Genomic DNA, 18,999 nt, shown 5'->3' with positions numbered 1-18,999 from the left:
CCCTAATGGCAGCACCCAGCCGGATCGCGGATGGGCTTTAGGGGGTCAATGCAAGGGACGGGCCAGGGACTCTCTTGAGGACAATGAGCCCCCCTGTGGGAGGGGGCTTGCCCCCGATGGCAGAGTCTCAGCCTACAGAGATGCTGAATGTGCCACGGCTATCGGGAGCAAGCCCCCTCCCACATGGGAACAGCGTCAGGATTGGGATTCGCGGATGATCTGGCGAATCGCCCCGACAAACGCGTCGACCGGCTGGCCACCGCTGACGGCGTACTGGCCGTTGAACACGATGGTCGGCACCGAACTCACGCCACGGGACACCCACAGCTGTTCCTGCTCGCGCACGTCGGCGGCGTATTCATCGGTGGCGAGAATCGCGGCGGCGCGCTGTGGGTCCAGGCCGACGCTCTCGGCGATGCGCACCAGGGTCGCGTGATCGGACGGGTCCTGGCCATCGCTGAAGTAGGCCTTGAACAGCGCTTCCTTGAGGTTGTACTGCAAGCCTTCCAACCCGGCCCAATGCAGCAGGCGATGGGCGTCGAAGGTGTTGTAGATGCGGCTCTGGCCGTCGGTGCGGAACGCAAAGCCCAACTCGGCGCCCATGTCGCGGATACGCGCACGGTTGGCCTGGGACTCTTCGGCCGTGGAGCCGTATTTCTCGGTGATGTGCTCGACGATGTTCTGGCCTTCGGCGGGCATGTTCGGGTTCAGTTCGAATGGCTGGAAATGGATCTCGGCCTGCACCTCGGCGCCGAGCTGGTCGAGGGCTTCGGTCAGGCCGCGCAGGCCGATGACGCACCAGGGGCAGGACACGTCGCTGACGAAATCGATTTTCAGGGCAGTACTCATGGTAGGCAACCTCGCTGGCATTAATGCGCCGCAAAGGTTGCACGATACACCAATGTCACAACACCTTCGCCGAGACCTGGGGCTCAATCTGCGCCCAATGGGCGGCGTCTTCGCGATGGGCTTGCAAGTACGGCAACACCGCCGCCAGCAATGGCGCCTTGAACGCTTCCTGGAAACGATGGGCCAGGCCGGGAATCAGCTTCAACTGGCTGCCCTGGATATGCGCGGCCAGGTGTACGCCATGCATCACCGGCAACAACGGGTCAGCCGTGCCATGCACCACCAGGGTCGGCACGCGCAATTGGTTGAGCAACGGCACACGGCTCGGTTCGGCGAGGATCGCCATGATCTGGCGCTTCACGCCGTCGGGGTTGAACGCGCGGTCGTAGGACAGCGCCGCCTGGTGCAGCAACACCTGGCGATCATCCTTGACGTTCGGGCTGCCCAGCGCGGCCAGCAAATCAGCCTGTTGCTCCAGGGCCACTTCACGATTGGGGGCGCTGCGCCGCGACAATAATTGCACCAGCGCCGCATTCGGCGCCGGCAGGCCTTCGGCGCCGGAGCTGGTCATGATCAGCGTCAGGCTTTCCACCCGCTGCGGCGCCATCGCGGCCAGGTGCTGAGCAATCATGCCGCCCATGCTCGCCCCAAGGACGTGGAATTGCTGGACCTGCAACGCATCCATCAAGCCCAGGGCGTCATCGGCCATGTCGGTCAGCGTGTACGGCGCCGCCACCGGCAGGCCGAGTTTGTAGCGCAGCACTTCAAAGGTCAGGTTGGCGCTGGCCGGGGCCTGGCGCCAGGTGGACAGACCAACGTCGCGGTTGTCGTAGCGGATCACCCGAAAACCTTGCTGGCACAGCGCAACAACGACCTCATCCGGCCAGTGGATCAGTTGCCCGCCCAGGCCCATCACCAGCAGCAAGGCGGGATCGGACGCACGGCCGATACTCTGGTAAGCGATGCTCACCTGAGCCAGGTCGACCGTTTGGGTCGGGACATTGACATCACATCGAGAAGCCGCAAAAGACGGCAGGCCGAACAGTAGAGCGGCCAATAACAGCAACACGCGCATGAAAAACACCGAAACGCAGAACCCCAGTAGAGCGCGAGTCTGATGAAGTTTGTTCAATCGCGCTGCCACAGTTGCGTGACAGTTTGATGAATGCCGCTCAACGGTCGGCCACTAACTATCTATCCCTGCGCGCCTGGTTCCTCACCTTTAAATAGGGCTCCGACCGGTAAAGCACCGCTCTGCCCCTATTTTTTCGAGTGCCGTCCCATGACCGCTACACCCAACCCGCTCTCCCCCCTTGCTGTGCGCGATTTCCTGCCGCTTTCCCACGCGCAGGTTCGTCCCGTGAATGAAAGTCTGTTGCTGGAAGCCACGGCCCGCTGGAACGCCAGCCGTGAACACCTGTTCCGGCTCACCACCGATGCCCCCAGTGTTCACGCCTCACTCAAAGCGTTCATCCACGAGCAACTGGGCCTGGACGGCGACAGCGTGCAGTTGCATTTTGCGGCTACCGCCGACCAGCCGGCGCGTTACGTCACGCTCACCCAGGCCTGCGCCTTTGTTCATCAAATCACCGTCCCCGCCTCGCTCTACCAGCACTGCCGGGTGGTCGGCCTGCCGGAGGGGAAAACCCAATACGCGGCGCAACCGCTCGAGCTGGTTAAACCCTTTACCCAGCTCAATGTGCAGCAGGCCCTGCGAACGGCCTGGGTCCGCTACTGGTGGTTCACGCGCGCACCCGGCACGCCGGTCTCGCGCCGCGATCACGCAGTCGCGCAGTACAGCAGCCATCTGCAGGCCGCCGCTCAGCTGGCCTGCGCGTCGGGGGCCATCACGGCTGATCAATTGAAGCCGTTGCTGACGGTCCTCGACCCTCCGAGCGGCGCGTTGCAGCTCGACGGTCAAAAGATCTATACCGAGCAACTGCTGCTCAAACGCACAGGGCTGGCCGATGCAGAGATACCCGGTGCGCTGGTCATCACCCTGGATGCAGAGATCGTCCTCCAGCTGTTATACCTGCCCGCTGAAGTACCCGCGCTGAGCCTGTTCAACAGTCGCGTCAGCATGGAGCAGTGGTTGCTCGATCACCCCACGCTGTTCCCCGGCGTGGCCGCAATCACAAGCGACAACCTGATCGACTACCGCGAAGTCGACGAGCCCTTGCAAGCCGGCGTGACGCACCTGCTGGAACATCGCCTCAAAGAAAAGCAGGCCAGCTTGAAATACACCCACGGCAGAGACCTCACCGAGCATGGACACAAAGCGCTGGAAGCGGCCGATCAGGTCGACCGGCAACAGCGCAACCAGGGGTTTTTCGCCTTGCCGCCGGCCTCCATACTCACTGCCGCCGAGGACGACGCGCCCTTCGACAACACGCCCACGGTCTTCGCCGGACTGACCGCCGACCTGCCATTGGCCCAGCGCCGCCACGCACTGTTGCGGCAACAGCAGTCGCTCTTCGGGGCCGTGCAGGCGCCCGCCCGACTGACGCCAATGAGCGACGAGCAGTTGGCCGCACTGCGCAGCCAACTCAGCCGCTTGCACGAGGCGCAACAGCAAGCCCATGCAGCGGCCACAGCGCTGTGGAATCAGCCCCGGCCGCAACTGCTGGAGCTGTCCCAGCAAGCCAACCCCGACTACCACACCTTGCTCCAGGCGCGACTGAATGGGCTGCTTGCCGAGGCCAGCCTGCAACGTCAACTCAACCAGATCACCCAGGCCGGGCACGACATGCTCCTGGCCGCCTTCGACCCGCTTAACGCGCAAAATCCCGAACTCAACGTGTCGGTGGCGACCTTGACGCTGTCGATCAGCGACCGCAGCAACGGCGCAACCAACACCCAGCGCAAAGAGCTGGACGGCGTGCTGCTCATCACCCTGGAAGCGGCGCTGCGCGATGCGTCAACGCCCCAGGACCTGTTGCTGTATTGGCCGGGCAGCCAGGGCGGGCTGCAGCACTTCGACTCGCTCCAGGCGCTTGAACGGTGGCTCGGCGTGACGCCGCCAGGCGCCTCGTCCGTAGAACTGGCCCTGCTCAATCAGACCCCGCTCGACTACAGCCTCACCGTGCAACTCGATGGCTGGGTCACCCAGATTGAAGAGATGCTTCGGCGCGCCCCGGACGACACCGAGCGTCAAGCCAGGGAACTGGAACCCCTGCGCGTGCAAGCGATCGAGGAACTCGGCGTACCGACCCACGCCGTGCGCGAACTGGCCTACGCGCAGCTTCTGGAGCAGAACCAGAGCGGCGCACTGGCCGCGCAACTGCCGGTCTGGCTCGGCCAGGTTTCGCCAGCCGACAGGGCCGAACTCAAGACCCTGCTGGAGCGCTACATCCAGGCGTTCCAGCGCGCCGACGAGGCCTTGAACCTGAAGCTGCCGCTGATCAGCAGCTTTTGCAAAAAACGCCTGCACGCACGACTGTCCCGGGACTTCTCGCTCAAACACCCGTTCAGCGTTCAGCTCGACGTGCCCGAATCCGTCACCCGCCAACAGCATTTCGTCGCAGCCGCCGGCGCACCGGGCACTCCGACCAAGACCGTGCTGGTCCCCAGCGCCACTCGGGTCAAAATGGCCCTGGAAGAGCTGGCGCTGAGCAACATCGATACACCGATCTCCGAGCGGTTGTCGTTCATGAAGGTCGAGGTCAACACCGAGGACGCCACGGAAGGCCAGGCACTCACGGCCGGGCTTAGCGTCAACTACCTGCGCACGCTGGTGCCGGAGCTGGACCTGGCCCAAGCGTATGAAAACCTGATCGTCGAGACCTACCAAGGTTCGGATCGCGAAGCGTACTTCAGCCGTGATCATCGCCTCGAATGCCTGCTCGAACCTCATCGCCAGATGCTCACGCTCCAGGGGCGCCTGGCGTTCCTGCAAAAGCACATCAATGCCAGCGAACTGAATACCTTCAACATCGCCATAAATGCCACCACCGCCCAGGCCTGGCGGGCCGATGGCAACGATATCGAGTTACTCCCCGCCTACCTCAGTGTCGGCGGGCCAGATACCCAGGACGGCTCAAGCACCTTGTCCGGCATCACCTTCATCCGTCAGAAAAACTCCGGGTTCACCCTGCTCTATCTGCCTGAAATCCCCGACGGTCACTCCCTACGCAGCTACACCCACCTTGAAGCCGCCCGACTGGCACTGTTCCACCTGTGCCTGAACAGCTCGATGGTCAATTACCTGGCCGGCCGCGCCTTGCTGGGCAACGTGGCCAACCACGTCAGCCGGATCAATCAAGCGGTGCTCCGGCATTTCGACGCACTGATCGGCGTCGGCAGCCCCTGGCCCGTCACCACGTCGCTGGCCGGCCATTTGCTCAACGCCCACATGGGCCGCGTCAAGGAAGCCCACCGCGCCAGTTCCCGCTCCAACAGCGACCTGTACCTGGAACGCTACGCCATGAAAGGCGTGCAGGCCTTCAGCTATATCAAGATGGCGCTCGGCGTGGTCCCCGTGGTGGGTACGGTGATCGGCCTTTACGATGGCTGGGGCAGCGCCAATGACGCGGTGGATGCGTTCAGACGCGGTGATCATGTCCAGGGCCTGCACGACATCACCCAAGTCCTGCAATCATTGATCGACGCCGGCGTGGATGTGGCCGGCGGGGTGCTGATCACGCCCAATGCGGCACGCGTGCGGACCCGGGGGCGCCAGTTGCGCAACGCCTTCAAGGGCGGCCGCTACCTGCAACCGCCCATGAGCCGCAAGGCGCGCCGCATCGCCGAGCGTTTCAGCGGGTATGAGTACGACAAGGAGATCGCCCTGGGCCACCTGTCCCCCGCGATCCACGGCGTGTATCGCAACGTCTATCGGCATGCAGACGGCCATTTTATTGTGCGTCAGGACAACGTTTACCAGGTCGAACTGCAGAACGGGCATTGGCGCTTAGCCGGCAACTCGCTGAAAAAATACAAACAGCCGATTGCCCTGGATGAAGCAGGCGAGTGGGACACCCACTTCGGGGTCTACGGCACCGCGCAACCAAGTGGTTTGGCCGGCGGCGGCGGCGCGCTCGGGCACCTGGCAGACACCCTCGACCCGCTCTGGCCGATGGCAATTCGACAACGGTTGCCGATCTGGTGGACCGATCATGTCGTGCGCCGCCAACTGGCGCTCGACGATGCGATCAATACGCTGAGCAACCGGCTCGACGCTCAACTGGCCGCGACCAACCACCTGCAACACCTGTCCAACCAAAGCGATTTCGCCACCCGCAAGACATTGCAACCGACCCTCGATCAGGCCTACACCAAGGACATCGAGCTGGCGATTCAGCAGGCCAACGCGATCCAGGACGTGATCGCCTTTACCCCCAGCAGAGAGCATCTGGTCCTCAAAGGCATGCAAAGCCGCGCCGCCTTGATTGTCACCAGCAGAACCGTGGAACGCTTGAAAGTTGCTGCGGCTGCTCTGCAGGCGTTGACCGAGCAATTCGCTGGCATCCAGGTGCCGCCGGCACGACCCGCCGCCATTCTGCAGTTTCTGCAAACCCGCAAAGGTCTCAGCCAGAAAATCGTGCAGGCACTCGACCGGATCGACCGCATCTTCCTAGTCATGAACGAATGGAGCAGCCAGATCAACCTTGTATCGCTGGAGGCCGATTTGCGCCTCCAGGGCAGAAGCACACGCAGGACCGCGCAACAGATCGACGCGGACCTGCACAACACGCGCACGATGGTGGGCGAGGCTCGCGATGACACGGCGCGCTGGAACGAGCTCTACGATGAAGGGTTTCGCACGCACCTGCGCACCGTCCACAGCATCGATACGTTCAACCGCTACGATCACGTCACCGATCCTTCCTGGCTGTACTTGCAAAGTGAGGTCAATCGCGTCTATCTCGACGCCCACCTGGCCCTGAACACGCATTTCGCACTGACCAAGACCCCCACCACCGTCAGCCAGCGCACGCGAATCCTCAACGAATGTATCGCTGCCTATACGCGCTTCAGCCTCAGCGCTAAAACCTTGAGCGCAGGCTACCCGCAACATTTTGACCTGGAAAACCTGGACGCGTTGCTGAACAACCTCGAACGCATGATTCAACTGGCCCGCAACCGTATCGGCACAACACCTCGCCTGCGGCGCCCGCGGCCCGACGAACCACAAGGAACAGTGTTTGAAAGCGACGACAACCGGCTGCTGATCGGCATAAAAAGCACCGACCCACGCACCAACACCACGCGCTATACCATCGACAACCTCAGCGGCCACACCGAGACCTGGGAGCAACGGCCAAACGGTCGTGCCCAGCGCCAACCGGCCCCGCCCGTGGAGTTCCCACCTGAGGCAAACGTGAAGTCGGTGATGGTGAGCGAAGCCCAGAACCGCCTGCGTGCCGTGCCGGCGTACCAGGCCAAAGTTGAAGCCTATGCCCGGCAGGGCATGTTGCCGGTGGACCTTGAACACATGCTGGTCAGCGAAGCCGCCGAACTCACCCTGCGCTCAAACCGCATCGCGCGCCTTGACCCCGAAGAACCGAGCCTCTCGCAATTACGCAAGACCTCTACCGAACTGACCGCCGCCGGCCGCGCCCTGCGCACCCGACAATCATTGGCCAGCCGCAAACCCACCGACGGCATGCTCGATGACCTGGTCAGGCATCACGTGGTCGAGGTGCGTCGAACCGCGTCGATGACCGAACTGGCGAGGCGTGCGAACGGGCATCGCGACTTCATGCAGGAATATGAAGTCTGGGACCTGACTGCCACCCCAGCGCGCGCCCTGTGGTATGCGCACTTTCATTACAACCGCCGCACGGCAACCTTCGACGAGTTCGAAAAGGCCCATCTGAAACTGCCGGAGCACCGCTATTTGACCCATGCCGACGACCCGTCGCTGCCGTTTTCCGACATTGGCAGGCAGTCCGCCGCGTTGCCGCATATCCGGTCGCTAGGGGTTGCCCAATAACCACAAAACGTGAGCTGCGGCTGTTCATCAGAGCGGTTCAGTCACAGTTTCAAAAACAGTTTTTCATCCAGCGGCGAGCCTATCCGTGCCCTGACGATCTGTTCCACAACGCGGTTGTTTCCCGCCTCGGCCACCAGGTCTTTCTGGGTCTTGGTGCGCTGCGACGGGATCTTCAGATGCGCCGCCGTGTAGAGGTTGCGCGGCGAACCTTTGGCCGGGTAGTGGAAATGGGCATACCACAAGACGTCGACTTTGCCTTTTTCACGCACGGCATATTCGGTGAAGACATCGCCGCTTTTGGTCGCGGTGTCTCGCTGAACCAGGTTGATATCGACGAACCCGTGCTTCCACAGGTAATCGATATTTTCCGGCTTGGGGGGCAGGCGTTTGTAGCCATCGGCGCAATGTTGCCGAGCCTTGTTGAGCAGTTCGTCCGCCGCTGTGCGCCACTGGTTGACCAACTGTGCGGTTTCAGGCCTGCCACTCTGGCTGGTTTCGGCTTGCAGGGCGGTCGCTTGAAGCCGCTCGGCCTGGGCTTGCAACATGTCGTTCCAGTCCAGCGGGTTGACGCCCTCGCGGCGTTGCGGGTCGTTGAGTTTGCGCTTCTGGATCTCGATCGTTCGTTCAATGCCGGCGCTTTCTTCGAGCAGTTTTCTGGCGTCGGATTTAAGCGTTGAAAGCGACTTGGGCGACTGCGCGGGCCGTGCAGGTTGCGCGGGAACGATCTTGACCCACTCGCCGTCGCTGGGGTGTTCGCTGTAACTGGCGACCGGCTGGCCGGATTGCGGGTCCAGTACATCAATGATGGCGCTGGCGCCTGCTGCGTGAGGACGCGCGGTGCCGATCAAGGTTTCCTTGTCGCGGGTTTTGAACGTTCGCTGGCCCGCCGGCTTTTGTTGCTGATCGATACGCGCGACGGCGACCGGCACCAGCGCTTGTTCCTCGCGAATCACTTCAGCCAGGTCGGTTTGGGCATCGTTGATAACATCGCGTAGGCGTTCGGCAAACAGCTGCTGATACTCGGCGCGCTGAAGGCTGGGATTCGCGTCCTGTATCGCCAGGCTGTCGCTGAGCTCTCGCTGGTACGTGCCGATGATGGTTTCCAGCGTCGCTTTGCGTTCGCTCAAGCTGTAACCGCTGTACTGCCGCAGGTCCAGGTGAGCCCTGTAGACGGGAATCAGGTTGGTTGAGCTCAATCGCTGCAGGTAAAACGACTCCACCGGGTCAGTCGTTCGGGCATAGCGATCGAGGCTCAGCTCTTTGAGGTTGGACAGGGTGGTCAGCTTCATGCGCAGGGCAATAATCGCAGGCGGCTGTGTGTCTTGCAGCTTGAGGAAGTGCGCGGCCTTGGTTTTGCCGAACGACGAATCGTTCGTCCATTTTTCCAGCACGGCGGCAGAGGCCAAGGCGGCTTCCCGCACGTTTTCCAAGTCATGGTAGACCCTGCCGAAGTTGTCCATCAGCTCGATATAGGCGCTTTTGGAGCCTGTCCTCGCCTCGCTCACCACCTCCGCCATCGACCGTCCGCTGGGGACGTGTTGATTGCTGTCTTCGGCCAGCGTTCTGTAGAACTGTTCGATTTGACGGTAGTTGTCGAGTACTGCGCCGTAGAGATTGGAGCGCGCCTGTTTTTCTTCGGAGAGATCGTCCACGGCGCCCAGTTTTTTTGGTGCCAGGCTGTCAATGGCCGTCTGAACCGCCGCACTGTGCGCCTGAGTGCTTTGCTTGAGTTGCGCGAACTGCTGGTCGATTGTCTGCCTGAGGTTTTTCGTGAGTTCCAACTGCGTCAAATAAGGTGTGAGGAAGCGCTGTTGATGCTCGCCGGTGGTGGACAGCCCCCACAGCGTGCGCAGTTTCTTGCGGGCATTGTGGTAATCGGTAATGGTCACGACAAGCTGGTTATGCGCATCGACCCTTGGCCCATCGAGCTGCAACGCAGCCTCAACAGCCTGACTGAACTGCTCCCCTCGCGCCTGTTTCGCCTGCGTATTTTGTTTAACCCGCTCGGCGACCCCGCTTTTTCGCGGCATGCCACCGCGCAACCTTGGGCGGCTGTCGAAACTCCAGCGCCCCTGTGCGTCACGCCTGATCGGCGGGCCGGTACGCGCCCGATTGTGCTCGTCGATGATGAACACCCCGTCCAAGTCGTTGGCCACCCGGAACCACTGATTGTCGATGTTGGCGTACAGTCGGCCCTGGCTCAGGTACAACCCCCTTTTTTGCCCCTCGGCAATCGCGGCACCGACATCGGCCGGCGCGGGCACCCGGAATGACCCGATCTGTGCGAGCTGCCCGGGGGTCAACCGGCGTGGGCTGGAGAACGCAAAATCGAGCACGCTCGCATTATCGCCGACGACACCGGCAGTTGGCTCCACGCTGCTTTGGCGGAGGGTCGCGCGATGAGCGCTCGGTGTCTGACCCGGCACGCGACGCGTCGGCCCATTGTTTTGCGGGATGGCTTTGAGCGCGTCGAGCGTCACCGGCGGCTGCGCGACGTCTGCGGGCGCAGAATGGGTCAACACCATGCCCATATTGAGCAGCAGGTCCACCACGGTAGCCGTGCTGTCGTCCTGAGCGGTGGGGTTGGACAGTTTGCGGATGTCGTCCTCGCTGCCGGCCAACTGCAACAACCACCCCGCCATCGCCCCAGGCCCGCGCAATACGGGTAACAGCGTGTTGAACAGCAACCCGCCCAGTTCCTTGAAAGAGGCCCAGCGGCTTTGCGCGTCCGATACCGATTGCCCCTCGGCCAGACTCACCAGGCTGTGCGTATTGCTCTGGTACAAGTACTGCATCAGGCGCCCTTGCTCCAGGTCCTGGCGTAATGTGCGCGCGGCGTCATAGCCGTCCACGGCCAGCGCCGTCGGTGCCGGTTGGGCGGGCGCGTCGAACTCGTTAAAGACACTGTAGCGGGCAATATTCGGTGTCTTGAACCCACCATTGCCGTACACCGCACGTGTCCTGTCGTCGGGCAACCAGGCCAGCACGCTTTGCTGCAAAGGGCCGGGCTGTTGCACCGCCTCCAGCAGCGCTTGGCGGGTCGTAAACGCCTGCAGCGCCGGGGACAACATCGGACGGTAGAGAATGTGCGGGCCGACAACCGAATCGGCCGGTTCGATGACAAACATGTTCTGGACGACATCGGGTGTCGCGCCGGGCTTGCGTAAAAACGCCAGGGGGCGAATGACGATGTCTTGCCCGTCGACCTGTTTTGCCCCGGCGCCAGGGCTCAGCACCGCCGCCACATACTGATAGCCTCGCGCGGTGATGCCCGATTCGCCCTTGAGCTTGAGTTCCAGCGCTTGCATGGTGAGCTGGAGCGGGACTTGTTGGGCAAACAAGGCGCTGCGTCGACGTGCTTCATCACTGTCGCCAAGCAGGTGGGAGTGCAGCAACGCGGGGTAGTTTTTGCCGATGTCCACCCGCGTGACGATGTCTTTCAAGCGCTGGGGCATTGCGGGGTCGGTGATCAGTTGACCGAAGTGACGCACTTCCATTTCGCCCTTGGGCAACCCGGCCAGATTGCGCAAGGCCATGTCGGTCAGGCTCATCGTGACGCGTTCGATATAGCCGCCGCCCAGCGTGCCGACCGGCACCTTGAAGGTGACTTCCAGGTGGTCCGCGAGAAACCCGGTGTTCTCCAACTGCGCTTGAAGCTGTTGCTGGGTATAGGCGCGAATATCGGGGATGTCCGAAAAAAAGTTTCGGCCCTGATTGCGTTGTACATCGCTGGCCAGTTCCAGGGCGTAGCGGTGGTAGGCAAAGCGATCGGCCGGGTCGGCATTGCGCATCCACTGCGGCAGTTTTTCCCGCAGCCGCGCCAGTTGCGCGGAATCCGGGGCGTAGGCGCCGACAAACCACGGGCTCGGATCGCTGACCAGGGAAAAGCGCTGCTCCAGAGCGTTGAGGCCGCCGGCTTCCGGGAGCTCGAGGGCGTCTATCGCCTGCAACTGGTTATTTAGAATGATGCCCGCTTGCGTATCGAAGATATGCGCGTCCGGCTCCTGACGCTTCCAGGTCAAATTGTCGAAGACGAAGTCGTTCTCCAGCGTCTCGCCCCATGCCTTGCCGAAGGCTTCCACCGAGTCGTAAGGGGTAATCAGGCCGTTGGCAGCGGCATGCAGGACCTGGGTGCTGCCGCCGATCTGACGGGTGATCAGCAGATCGGGGCTGAGCTGCGTGGACGAACCACCACTGTAACGGACGGTGGCGTCGAGCACGAAAACCCGGGCCGCGTCGTCGCCCTTGGCGCTCACACGTTGCGCACGCTCGGGCCAGGCAACCACCTGATCAAGCGTAGCGCGTTGCGCATCCGTGAGGCCGGGCTGTTTCAGCGACGCACTGCGCAGGCTGTCGCTGAGCATGCCGCTGAGCCACAACCAGCGATTGCCTGCGACAGGGCCGGTGGCGCCGGCGGCACTTTGTCCCCAATAGCGCGTCAAGGCCCGTGCAAAACCGTCTCTGAGGCTGGGCCGAAGGCTGCGAATCACCAGTTCGATGGCCGACATGTCGATATCGTCGCGCCGGTCGCCTGATGGGTGCGGAACCCTGAGGGTGGTGCCTGTGCCGTGTTTGACCAGTTTCTGCGGCCATGAGTACTTGTCGGTGAAATCGATTTCGGCCCCGGCGGCCAGGTGGTTGAGGGCGACATCCAACAGCGGGGTCAATCGGTATTGAACCGGGTTTTGCGCGATGGGCTCTGCCACCGAGGTCTGAGCTACGTCGAGTTCCAGCGTGGGATACAGGCTTTTGATCGCCTCGCCGAGCATTTCCCTGACGACCGAGCGCACGCCGGGCCGTGTCGCGAACTGGCTGCTGACAGCGTGGGCGGCGAGGTGGGTGGCGGTGGGAAGGGGTTGCACATCGGCAATGGCGCTGGGCTCGGCGCCGATAGGCGCCAATACGGCGCCGGTACTGCCCAGCGAAGTTGTCGCAAATGCGGCTGGCGCAGGCGCCGGATTGGCTGGCGCTGCCGCAGGGTACAGGCGAGGGATGAAGGGACTTGCAGCGTTGCTAGCGGTCATGGGGCACATCCTTGGCGTGGAAATACGGTGTCGTCCCAACGACGCATGAAGTGCCCTTCGGGACGAGTCTCGCGCCAAAATACCCACTCCCCCCTACGGTGAAATAAGAAATGCGTAATTGACTATGTCCGCCCACGCCTCATCCGCCAGGGCTCCGGGTCAGCGCCTTTTCGCAATGTATGGCTGGATATGAACACCGCGCCCTTGGCCTGTCTGTCGACAGTCCGAGCAACATGAGACAAACTCACCCCATTCCAATTGTTCATCAATATTGCTCATGGAGGCCACGGTGCTGGAAATCCGCCACCTGAAAACCCTGCACGCCTTGCGCGAAGCCGACAGCCTGGTCGAAGCCGCCGAACGCCTGCACTTGACCCAGTCCGCCCTGTCCCACCAGTTCAAAGAGCTGGAGGAGCGATTGGGCATGCAGTTGTTCGTGCGCAAGACCAAACCCGTGCGTTTCACCAGCGCCGGCTTACGCCTGTTGCAACTGGCGGACGCCACCCTGCCCCTGCTGCGCGGCGCCGAGCGTGACATCGCGCGCCTGGCCGGCGGCACCGCCGGACGCCTGCACATGGCCATCGAATGCCACAGTTGCTTCCAATGGCTGATGCCGACCATCGACCAGTTCCGCGACGCCTGGCCCGAAGTCGAGCTGGACCTGGCGTCCGGTTTCGCCTTCGCCCCGCTGCCGGCCCTGGCCCGTGGCGACCTGGACCTGGTGGTCACCTCCGACCCGCTGGAGCTGCCGGGCATCACGTATGTGCCGCTGTTCACCTACGAAGCCATGCTGGCCGTGGCCAACCAGCACCCGCTGGCGAACAAGTCGTACATCGTGCCGCAAGACCTGCTCAGCGAAACCCTGATCACCTACCCGGTGGAACGCGACCGCCTGGACATTTTCACGCGGTTCCTCGAACCCGCCGATGTGGAACCGGCCCAGGTGCGCACCTCGGAGCTGACAGTGATGATGATGCAACTGGTCGCCAGCGGTCGTGGCGTGTGCGGCATGCCACATTGGGCCCTGCATGAATACAGCTCGCGCGGTTACGTCAAGGCCAAGCGCCTGGGTGAAAAAGGCCTGTTTGCGACGCTGTATGCGGGGATTCGTGCAGACATGCTGGACGCGCCCTACATGCGCGACTTTCTGCTCACGGCCAAGGACACGTCGTTTTCCACATTGGATGGGGTCAGCGCCGTGCGTTGAGGGGCGCACGGCTCAGTCCTTTGAGCGCGCCAATCAGGCGGTGGTGGTCAGCGATTGGCGATAAAACGGCAGGATCAGCTCACGCGTCAAGGGCGCCAAGTGCAGGCCGCCGTCACCGGCCGGGTCGATCCAGCGCACTTCTTCGATCTCGGCCGCCGGCGTCACCGGCACATCGATCTGCACCTGGAACAGTTCAGCTTGCACCGTGAAGCCCGGTTCGTTGGCGGCCGGGGCCGAGAAGCGGCCGAGGTAGACCGCCTGGCTCGGCTCAATACGCACGTTCAGTTCTTCGTGCAGCTCACGGGCCAGCGCCTCGACCGGTTGTTCACCGGCATCGATCTTGCCGCCCGGTTGCATGAACGCCTGGGTGCCGCGCTTGCGCACCAGCAAAGTCTGGCCGTCGCCGCCGATCAGGAGCGCGGCGGCGATGCGGATAGTGGTTGGCATGGACAAAATCACCTTGAATGCAAAGGCACAATAATCCCATGAAGCGCCTCAGCCTAAAAGCTGCGGCTCTTCCGGCTCCTTGATAAACACGCTGTACTTGGCGCCCTCCATCGCTTCAAACGCGATCAGCTTGTCCACCAGCGGCAGGTTGAGCACCTTGCCGGCATTGAGCAGCAACATGCCGTTATCGGCGTTGAGGTTGCGCGCCAGGACCATGCCTTCGGCCAGTTCACGGGTGCTTAGCACTTTGACGTTGGGGTCGCCCAGGGTCACGTCGCTGAGGAACGTGGCGCAGGCCAGGACGAAGTTTTCGACCATATCCGGATCATAGAGCCGCCCCGCGTACTTGCGGATGTACAGCAGTGCTTCACCGCTGTTCATCTGCCGCTCCAGGATCAGGCCTTTCTGCAGTTCGATGAAGTCCACCGCCAGTTTGAGCAACCGCGCGCCTTCGGGAATCGCATCGCCCTTGAGGTGATCGGGAAACCCGGTGCCGTCCCAGCGTTCCTGGTGATGGCGGATCAGCCGGGCGGCGTCCTTCATCGGTTCCAGGGTCATCAATAACGATTCGCTTTGCGTCGGGTAGACCCGATAGCGTTCGCGGTCGTTGCTGTGCAGCAGGTCCGACGGCGCGGCCATCATGCCGTCGCTCCAGCTCAACTTGCCAATGTTGTAGAGCGCCGCCGCCATGGCCAGGTCACGGGCGCTGGCTTCGTCCACCGCCTGGGCTTTGCAGTACACGCGGATCAGCTCGATCAACTGGCGGTTGGTCTGCTTATGCTTGGGCAGGCGCAGGTTGGCCAGCAGCGAAAACACTTCGGTGCCGGTCACATAGCTGCGCTTTAGCTCATCGTAGGCCAGGTCGAGCATGTCGGCGGTTTGCTGCAACTCACTGGTGCGGGCTGCGACGCGTTTTTCCAGGGTGGCGTTGAGGGCCTTCAACTGCTCGTTCTGATCGCGGGTCAACCGCTCAAGGCGCACGCGCTCGCGTTCGGAATGCTGGTGTTCCAGGGACTGGCGCAAGGTCAGGAGCATTTCCTCGTCGTTCCAGGGCTTGCTGATATAGCGGTGGATCTGACCTTCGTTGATCGCCTTGATCATCATGGTCATGTCGGCATAGCCGGTCAGCAGGATGCGCGTGGTGGCCGGGTACAGGCGGTGGGTCTCGGCCAGCAGCATCGCCCCGTCCATCGAAGGCATGCGCGCGTCGGTCATAAGCAGGTCGACGGGCTGGGCAGCCATGATTTCCAGAGCCTGGGCACCGCTGCCGGCCAGCAATACATCATAAGGCTGGCCCCGCAGCAGGCGGCGCAGGCTGTTGAGGATCGACTCTTCATCGTCGACCAGCAAAACAGTTGGCCTGTAAGGGGACGTCGTAGCAGTTTGTTCATCCATGGCGACACCTCCTGACAATGGCACACAGTTGCTTCATCGCGCCCCGGCGTAATCCATCGCTGTACTTGCACAAGCGATGAGCGCTAGATGCACGCTGGGGTAATTGGGGTTGATTTGACGCCAACTGGCGTACTTATTCAAGGGACCCGACTATGCTAGTAGCATGAAGCCATGACTCGTCCCGGTTTACCGAAGCATTCAAGGTAAGGAAGCCCGATGCGTAAGAATTTCCAGTTGCCCGCGCCCCGGTGTCAGTCATGAACCCGTGCTCGGGACGGGCCAACCGACGAATCCTGATCGTCGATGACACGGCCTCCATCCACGAGGATTTCCGCAAGATCCTGTGCGCCGATGCCAATGGCGGCCAGTCCCTGGACAGCATCGAAGAAACCCTGTTCGGCACCGCCCCCACCGTGCGCCAGACCTTTGAACTGGACTCCGCCTACCAGGGCCAGGAAGCGCTGGCCCTGGTCAACCAGGCCGTGGCTGACAAGGCGCCCTACGCCTTGGTGTTCATCGATATGCGCATGCCGCCGGGCTGGGACGGCCTGGAGACCATCGAACAGCTGTGGAACGTCGACCCAAACCTGCAGATCGCCCTGTGCACGGCCTACTCGGACTATTCCTTCGAAGCCATCGAAGCGCGCATCCAATACAGCGACCAGTTGCTGATCCTGAAAAAGCCGTTCGACAACCTGGAAATCCGCCAAATGGCCAGTGCGCTGACCTGGAAATGGCAGTTGGCCCAGGACGCGGCGCTCAAACTGATGGGGTTGGAGCGCACAATTGAAGAACGCGTGCAGGAACTGCTCAAGGTCTCGCACCTGCTGCAATACGACGCCCTGACCGAACTGCCCAACAGCGCCCTGCTGGGCGACCGGCTGACGCAGGCGATCGCCGTCTGCAGGCGCCATGACACTCAGTTGGCCGTGATATTTATCGGACTGGACCGCTTCAAGCGCATCAACAATGCCCTGGGCTACCCGGTCGGCGATGACATGCTCAAGCAGGTCAGCCAAAGCCTGGTGGCCACGGTGCGCGAGTCCGATTCGGTGTTTCGCTATGGCGCCGACCAGTTTGTGCTGATCCTCAACGACATCAAGCACCCTCAGCAAACCCAGTACATTGCCGAAAAACTGCTCGGTGCCATCAGCGCGACACGCTATGTGGCCGGGCATGACTTGAGCGTCACCGCGAGCCTGGGCATCAGTATTTACCCCAACGACAGTTTCAACGCGGTGGAGTTGATCAAGAACGCCGAAACCGCCATGCACACCATCAAAGCCCGTGGCCCCAACGACTTCAGTTTCTTCATCAACGAGATGAACCTGCGCGCCCAGGCCCAGCAGAGTCTGGAAACCGCGATCCGGCTGGGCTTGCAGCGCGATGAGTTTATTTTGCACTACCAACCGAAACTGGATTTGAACAGCGGCCAGATCGTCGGCGCCGAAGCGCTGATTCGCTGGCACCAGCCCGACCACGGCTGGATCTACCCGTCAGCCTTCATTCCCGTGGCCGAAGACAGCGGCCTGATCGTCCCCTTGAGCCAATGGGTGTTGCGCCAAGCCTGCGAGCAAGCGCAGGCCTGGAGCGCCGCCGGCCTGCCTGCGCTGTGTATCTCGGTGAATATTTCGGCGATTGATTTTCGCCAGCGCAATTTTGTCGCGAACCTGGCGGCTATTCTGGAGCGCACGGGCCTGGCGCCCGGTTTGCTTGAACTGGAAATCACCGAGAGCGTGCTGATGCAGAACGTCGAGGACACGCTCGTCACCCTGCGAGGCATCAAGGCCCTGGGCGTGCGGCTGTCGATCGACGATTTCGGCACCGGCTATTCCAGCCTCAGTTACTTGCGACGGTTTCCCATCGATGTGCTGAAGATCGATCAATCCTTCGTGCGCGGTTTGAGCGAAAACAGCCAGGACGCACAACTGATCAGTGCCATCATCAGCCTGGGCAAGAGTCTGGACTTGAACATCGTTGCCGAAGGCGTCGAGACGCTGGAGCAGTTGGCATTTCTCAAAGCCCACCGCTGTGAGGAGGGTCAGGGTTTCCTGTTCAGCAAAGCCGTGGCTGCCGATGACTTCGCTCAATTGATGCAGGCCGGGCACCCCAGCCTGATGCCTGACCAATAACTGTCTATCAAGGAACGAACGCTTGAGCCGTCTCCCCTCTCGCTCTCCTCGCCTGTCCCCTCGGGCACTCGGCTTTGCCGTCGTCCTGGGGTATGGCGGCGCCCTGCCCGTGTTGGCCGCGCCGCTGGATGAACCGCTCAAACCGCTGCCGCCGGTGCCGCTGCTGGATGCGGCAACGGTTGAGCTGGGGCGCCAGTTATTCAACGAGAAACGCCTGTCGGTCAATGGCAGCCTGTCCTGTGCCAGTTGCCATCGACTGGAGACGGGCGGGGCCGACGACAAGCCGTTTTCCCTGGGCGTTGATGGCCAACCGGCCAAGATCAACACGCCCACGGTGTTCAACGCCAGCCTGAACTTCAAGCAGTTCTGGGATGGCCGGGTCGACACCCTCGAGGCTCAGGTCGAACAGGTGGTCATCAGCCCGCGGGAAATGGGCAGCGACTGGAAGACCGTGGTCGACAACCTCGCGGCCATGCCGCATTACAAGGCCCAGTTCACCCAGGTGTACCCCGACGGCGTAACGGCGGCCAATGTGCAAAATGCCCTGGCGACTTATGAGCGCACATTGCTCACGCCCAACTCACGCTTCGACCAATACCTGCAAGGCAATACCGAGATCCTCACCCGAGAAGAAAAATACGGCTACCAACGTTTCAAGGAATATGGCTGCATCGCCTGCCATCAAGGCATGAATATCGGCGGCAACATGTTCCAGAAATTCGGCGTCATGGGGGATTATTTCAAGGACCGCCCTCCCGCCGAGACCGACCTGGGCCGCTACCTCGTTACCCACGACGACGAAGATCGTAACGTGTTCAAGGTGCCCAGCTTGCGTAACGTCGCCGTCACCGCGCCGTATTTTCACAATGCCTCAGCCCAAACCCTGGAAGAAGCCGTGGACGTGATGTTCACCTTCCAGTTGGGGCGCATTCCCTCAGCAGAAGACAAGGACCAGATCATCAAATTTCTCAAGACCCTGACCGGCCAATGGGCGGGCAAACCTCTATGAGC

General features: G+C 62.0%; 9 protein-coding genes. 4 read left to right on the top strand and 5 right to left on the bottom strand.

Annotation, left to right across the window (positions count from 1 at the left end):
• Positions 1 to 195 precede the first annotated feature (195 nt).
• Both ACS5Q8_RS05715 and ACS5Q8_RS05710 read right to left on the bottom strand, forming a co-directional pair.
• Positions 196 to 849 carry a DsbA family oxidoreductase gene (locus tag ACS5Q8_RS05715; protein WP_276196692.1) on the bottom strand — a complete coding sequence of 218 codons (654 nt, stop codon included), beginning with the start codon at positions 847 to 849 and terminating at the stop codon, positions 196 to 198.
• Positions 850 to 904: 55 nt separating this feature from the next.
• The gene (locus ACS5Q8_RS05710) at positions 905 to 1,924 is read right to left on the bottom strand and encodes an alpha/beta fold hydrolase (protein ID WP_247401135.1); all 1,020 of its coding nucleotides are present in this window, start codon (positions 1,922 to 1,924) and stop codon (positions 905 to 907) included.
• Between the two features lie 207 nt (positions 1,925 to 2,131).
• Between ACS5Q8_RS05710 and ACS5Q8_RS05705 the strand changes: the two genes are divergently transcribed.
• Positions 2,132 to 7,783, top strand: coding sequence for a dermonecrotic toxin domain-containing protein (locus ACS5Q8_RS05705; protein ID WP_465159914.1), 5,652 nt, complete (start codon positions 2,132 to 2,134; stop codon positions 7,781 to 7,783).
• Between the two features lie 41 nt (positions 7,784 to 7,824).
• On the opposite strand, the gene ACS5Q8_RS05700 is transcribed toward ACS5Q8_RS05705, so the two are convergent.
• Complete coding sequence (locus ACS5Q8_RS05700) at positions 7,825 to 12,807, bottom strand: dermonecrotic toxin domain-containing protein (protein ID WP_465159913.1); 4,983 nt, start codon at positions 12,805 to 12,807, stop codon at positions 7,825 to 7,827.
• A gap of 289 nt (positions 12,808 to 13,096) precedes the next feature.
• Here ACS5Q8_RS05700 and metR point away from each other — a divergent pair, with 289 nt between their 5' ends.
• Positions 13,097 to 14,014, top strand: coding sequence for a transcriptional regulator MetR (gene metR / locus ACS5Q8_RS05695; protein ID WP_276196689.1), 918 nt, complete (start codon positions 13,097 to 13,099; stop codon positions 14,012 to 14,014).
• A gap of 33 nt (positions 14,015 to 14,047) precedes the next feature.
• Here the strand turns inward: metR and ACS5Q8_RS05690 are convergent, their stop codons facing one another.
• Positions 14,048 to 14,461: an NUDIX hydrolase gene (locus tag ACS5Q8_RS05690; RefSeq protein WP_276196688.1), complete on the bottom strand. Its 414-nt coding sequence runs from the start codon at positions 14,459 to 14,461 to the stop codon at positions 14,048 to 14,050.
• Positions 14,462 to 14,509: 48 nt separating this feature from the next.
• Positions 14,510 to 15,856 carry a response regulator c-di-GMP phosphodiesterase, NosR family gene (nosR, locus tag ACS5Q8_RS05685; protein WP_276196687.1) on the bottom strand — a complete coding sequence of 449 codons (1,347 nt, stop codon included), beginning with the start codon at positions 15,854 to 15,856 and terminating at the stop codon, positions 14,510 to 14,512.
• A gap of 257 nt (positions 15,857 to 16,113) precedes the next feature.
• On the opposite strand from nosR, the gene ACS5Q8_RS05680 reads away from it, so the two are divergent.
• Both ACS5Q8_RS05680 and ACS5Q8_RS05675 read left to right on the top strand, forming a co-directional pair.
• Positions 16,114 to 17,988, top strand: a complete 1,875-nt coding sequence (locus ACS5Q8_RS05680; protein ID WP_276196686.1) for a putative bifunctional diguanylate cyclase/phosphodiesterase — start codon at positions 16,114 to 16,116, stop codon at positions 17,986 to 17,988.
• Between the two features lie 52 nt (positions 17,989 to 18,040).
• Positions 18,041 to 18,997, top strand: a complete 957-nt coding sequence (locus ACS5Q8_RS05675; RefSeq protein ID WP_465160355.1) for a cytochrome-c peroxidase — start codon at positions 18,041 to 18,043, stop codon at positions 18,995 to 18,997.
• The last annotated feature ends 2 nt before the right edge of the window (positions 18,998 to 18,999 follow it).

It is taken from the genome of Pseudomonas sp. PAMC25584 (assembly GCF_058135675.1).
Note: the sequence above shows the minus strand (reverse complement) of the source record. Positions and strands in the feature narration are given on the sequence as shown.

Excerpts from the sequence above, each read along its gene's own strand:
- ACS5Q8_RS05700 (WP_465159913.1), bottom strand. The coding sequence starts at position 12,807 with ATGACCGCTAGCAACGCTGCAAGTCCCTTCATCCCTCGCCTGTACCCT.
- ACS5Q8_RS05680 (WP_276196686.1), top strand. The coding sequence starts at position 16,114 with ATGAACCCGTGCTCGGGACGGGCCAACCGACGAATCCTGATCGTCGAT.
- ACS5Q8_RS05705 (WP_465159914.1), top strand. The coding sequence starts at position 2,132 with ATGACCGCTACACCCAACCCGCTCTCCCCCCTTGCTGTGCGCGATTTC.
- ACS5Q8_RS05690 (WP_276196688.1), bottom strand. The coding sequence starts at position 14,461 with ATGCCAACCACTATCCGCATCGCCGCCGCGCTCCTGATCGGCGGCGAC.
- ACS5Q8_RS05710 (WP_247401135.1), bottom strand. The coding sequence starts at position 1,924 with ATGCGCGTGTTGCTGTTATTGGCCGCTCTACTGTTCGGCCTGCCGTCT.
- ACS5Q8_RS05715 (WP_276196692.1), bottom strand. The coding sequence starts at position 849 with ATGAGTACTGCCCTGAAAATCGATTTCGTCAGCGACGTGTCCTGCCCC.
- nosR (WP_276196687.1), bottom strand. The coding sequence starts at position 15,856 with ATGGATGAACAAACTGCTACGACGTCCCCTTACAGGCCAACTGTTTTG.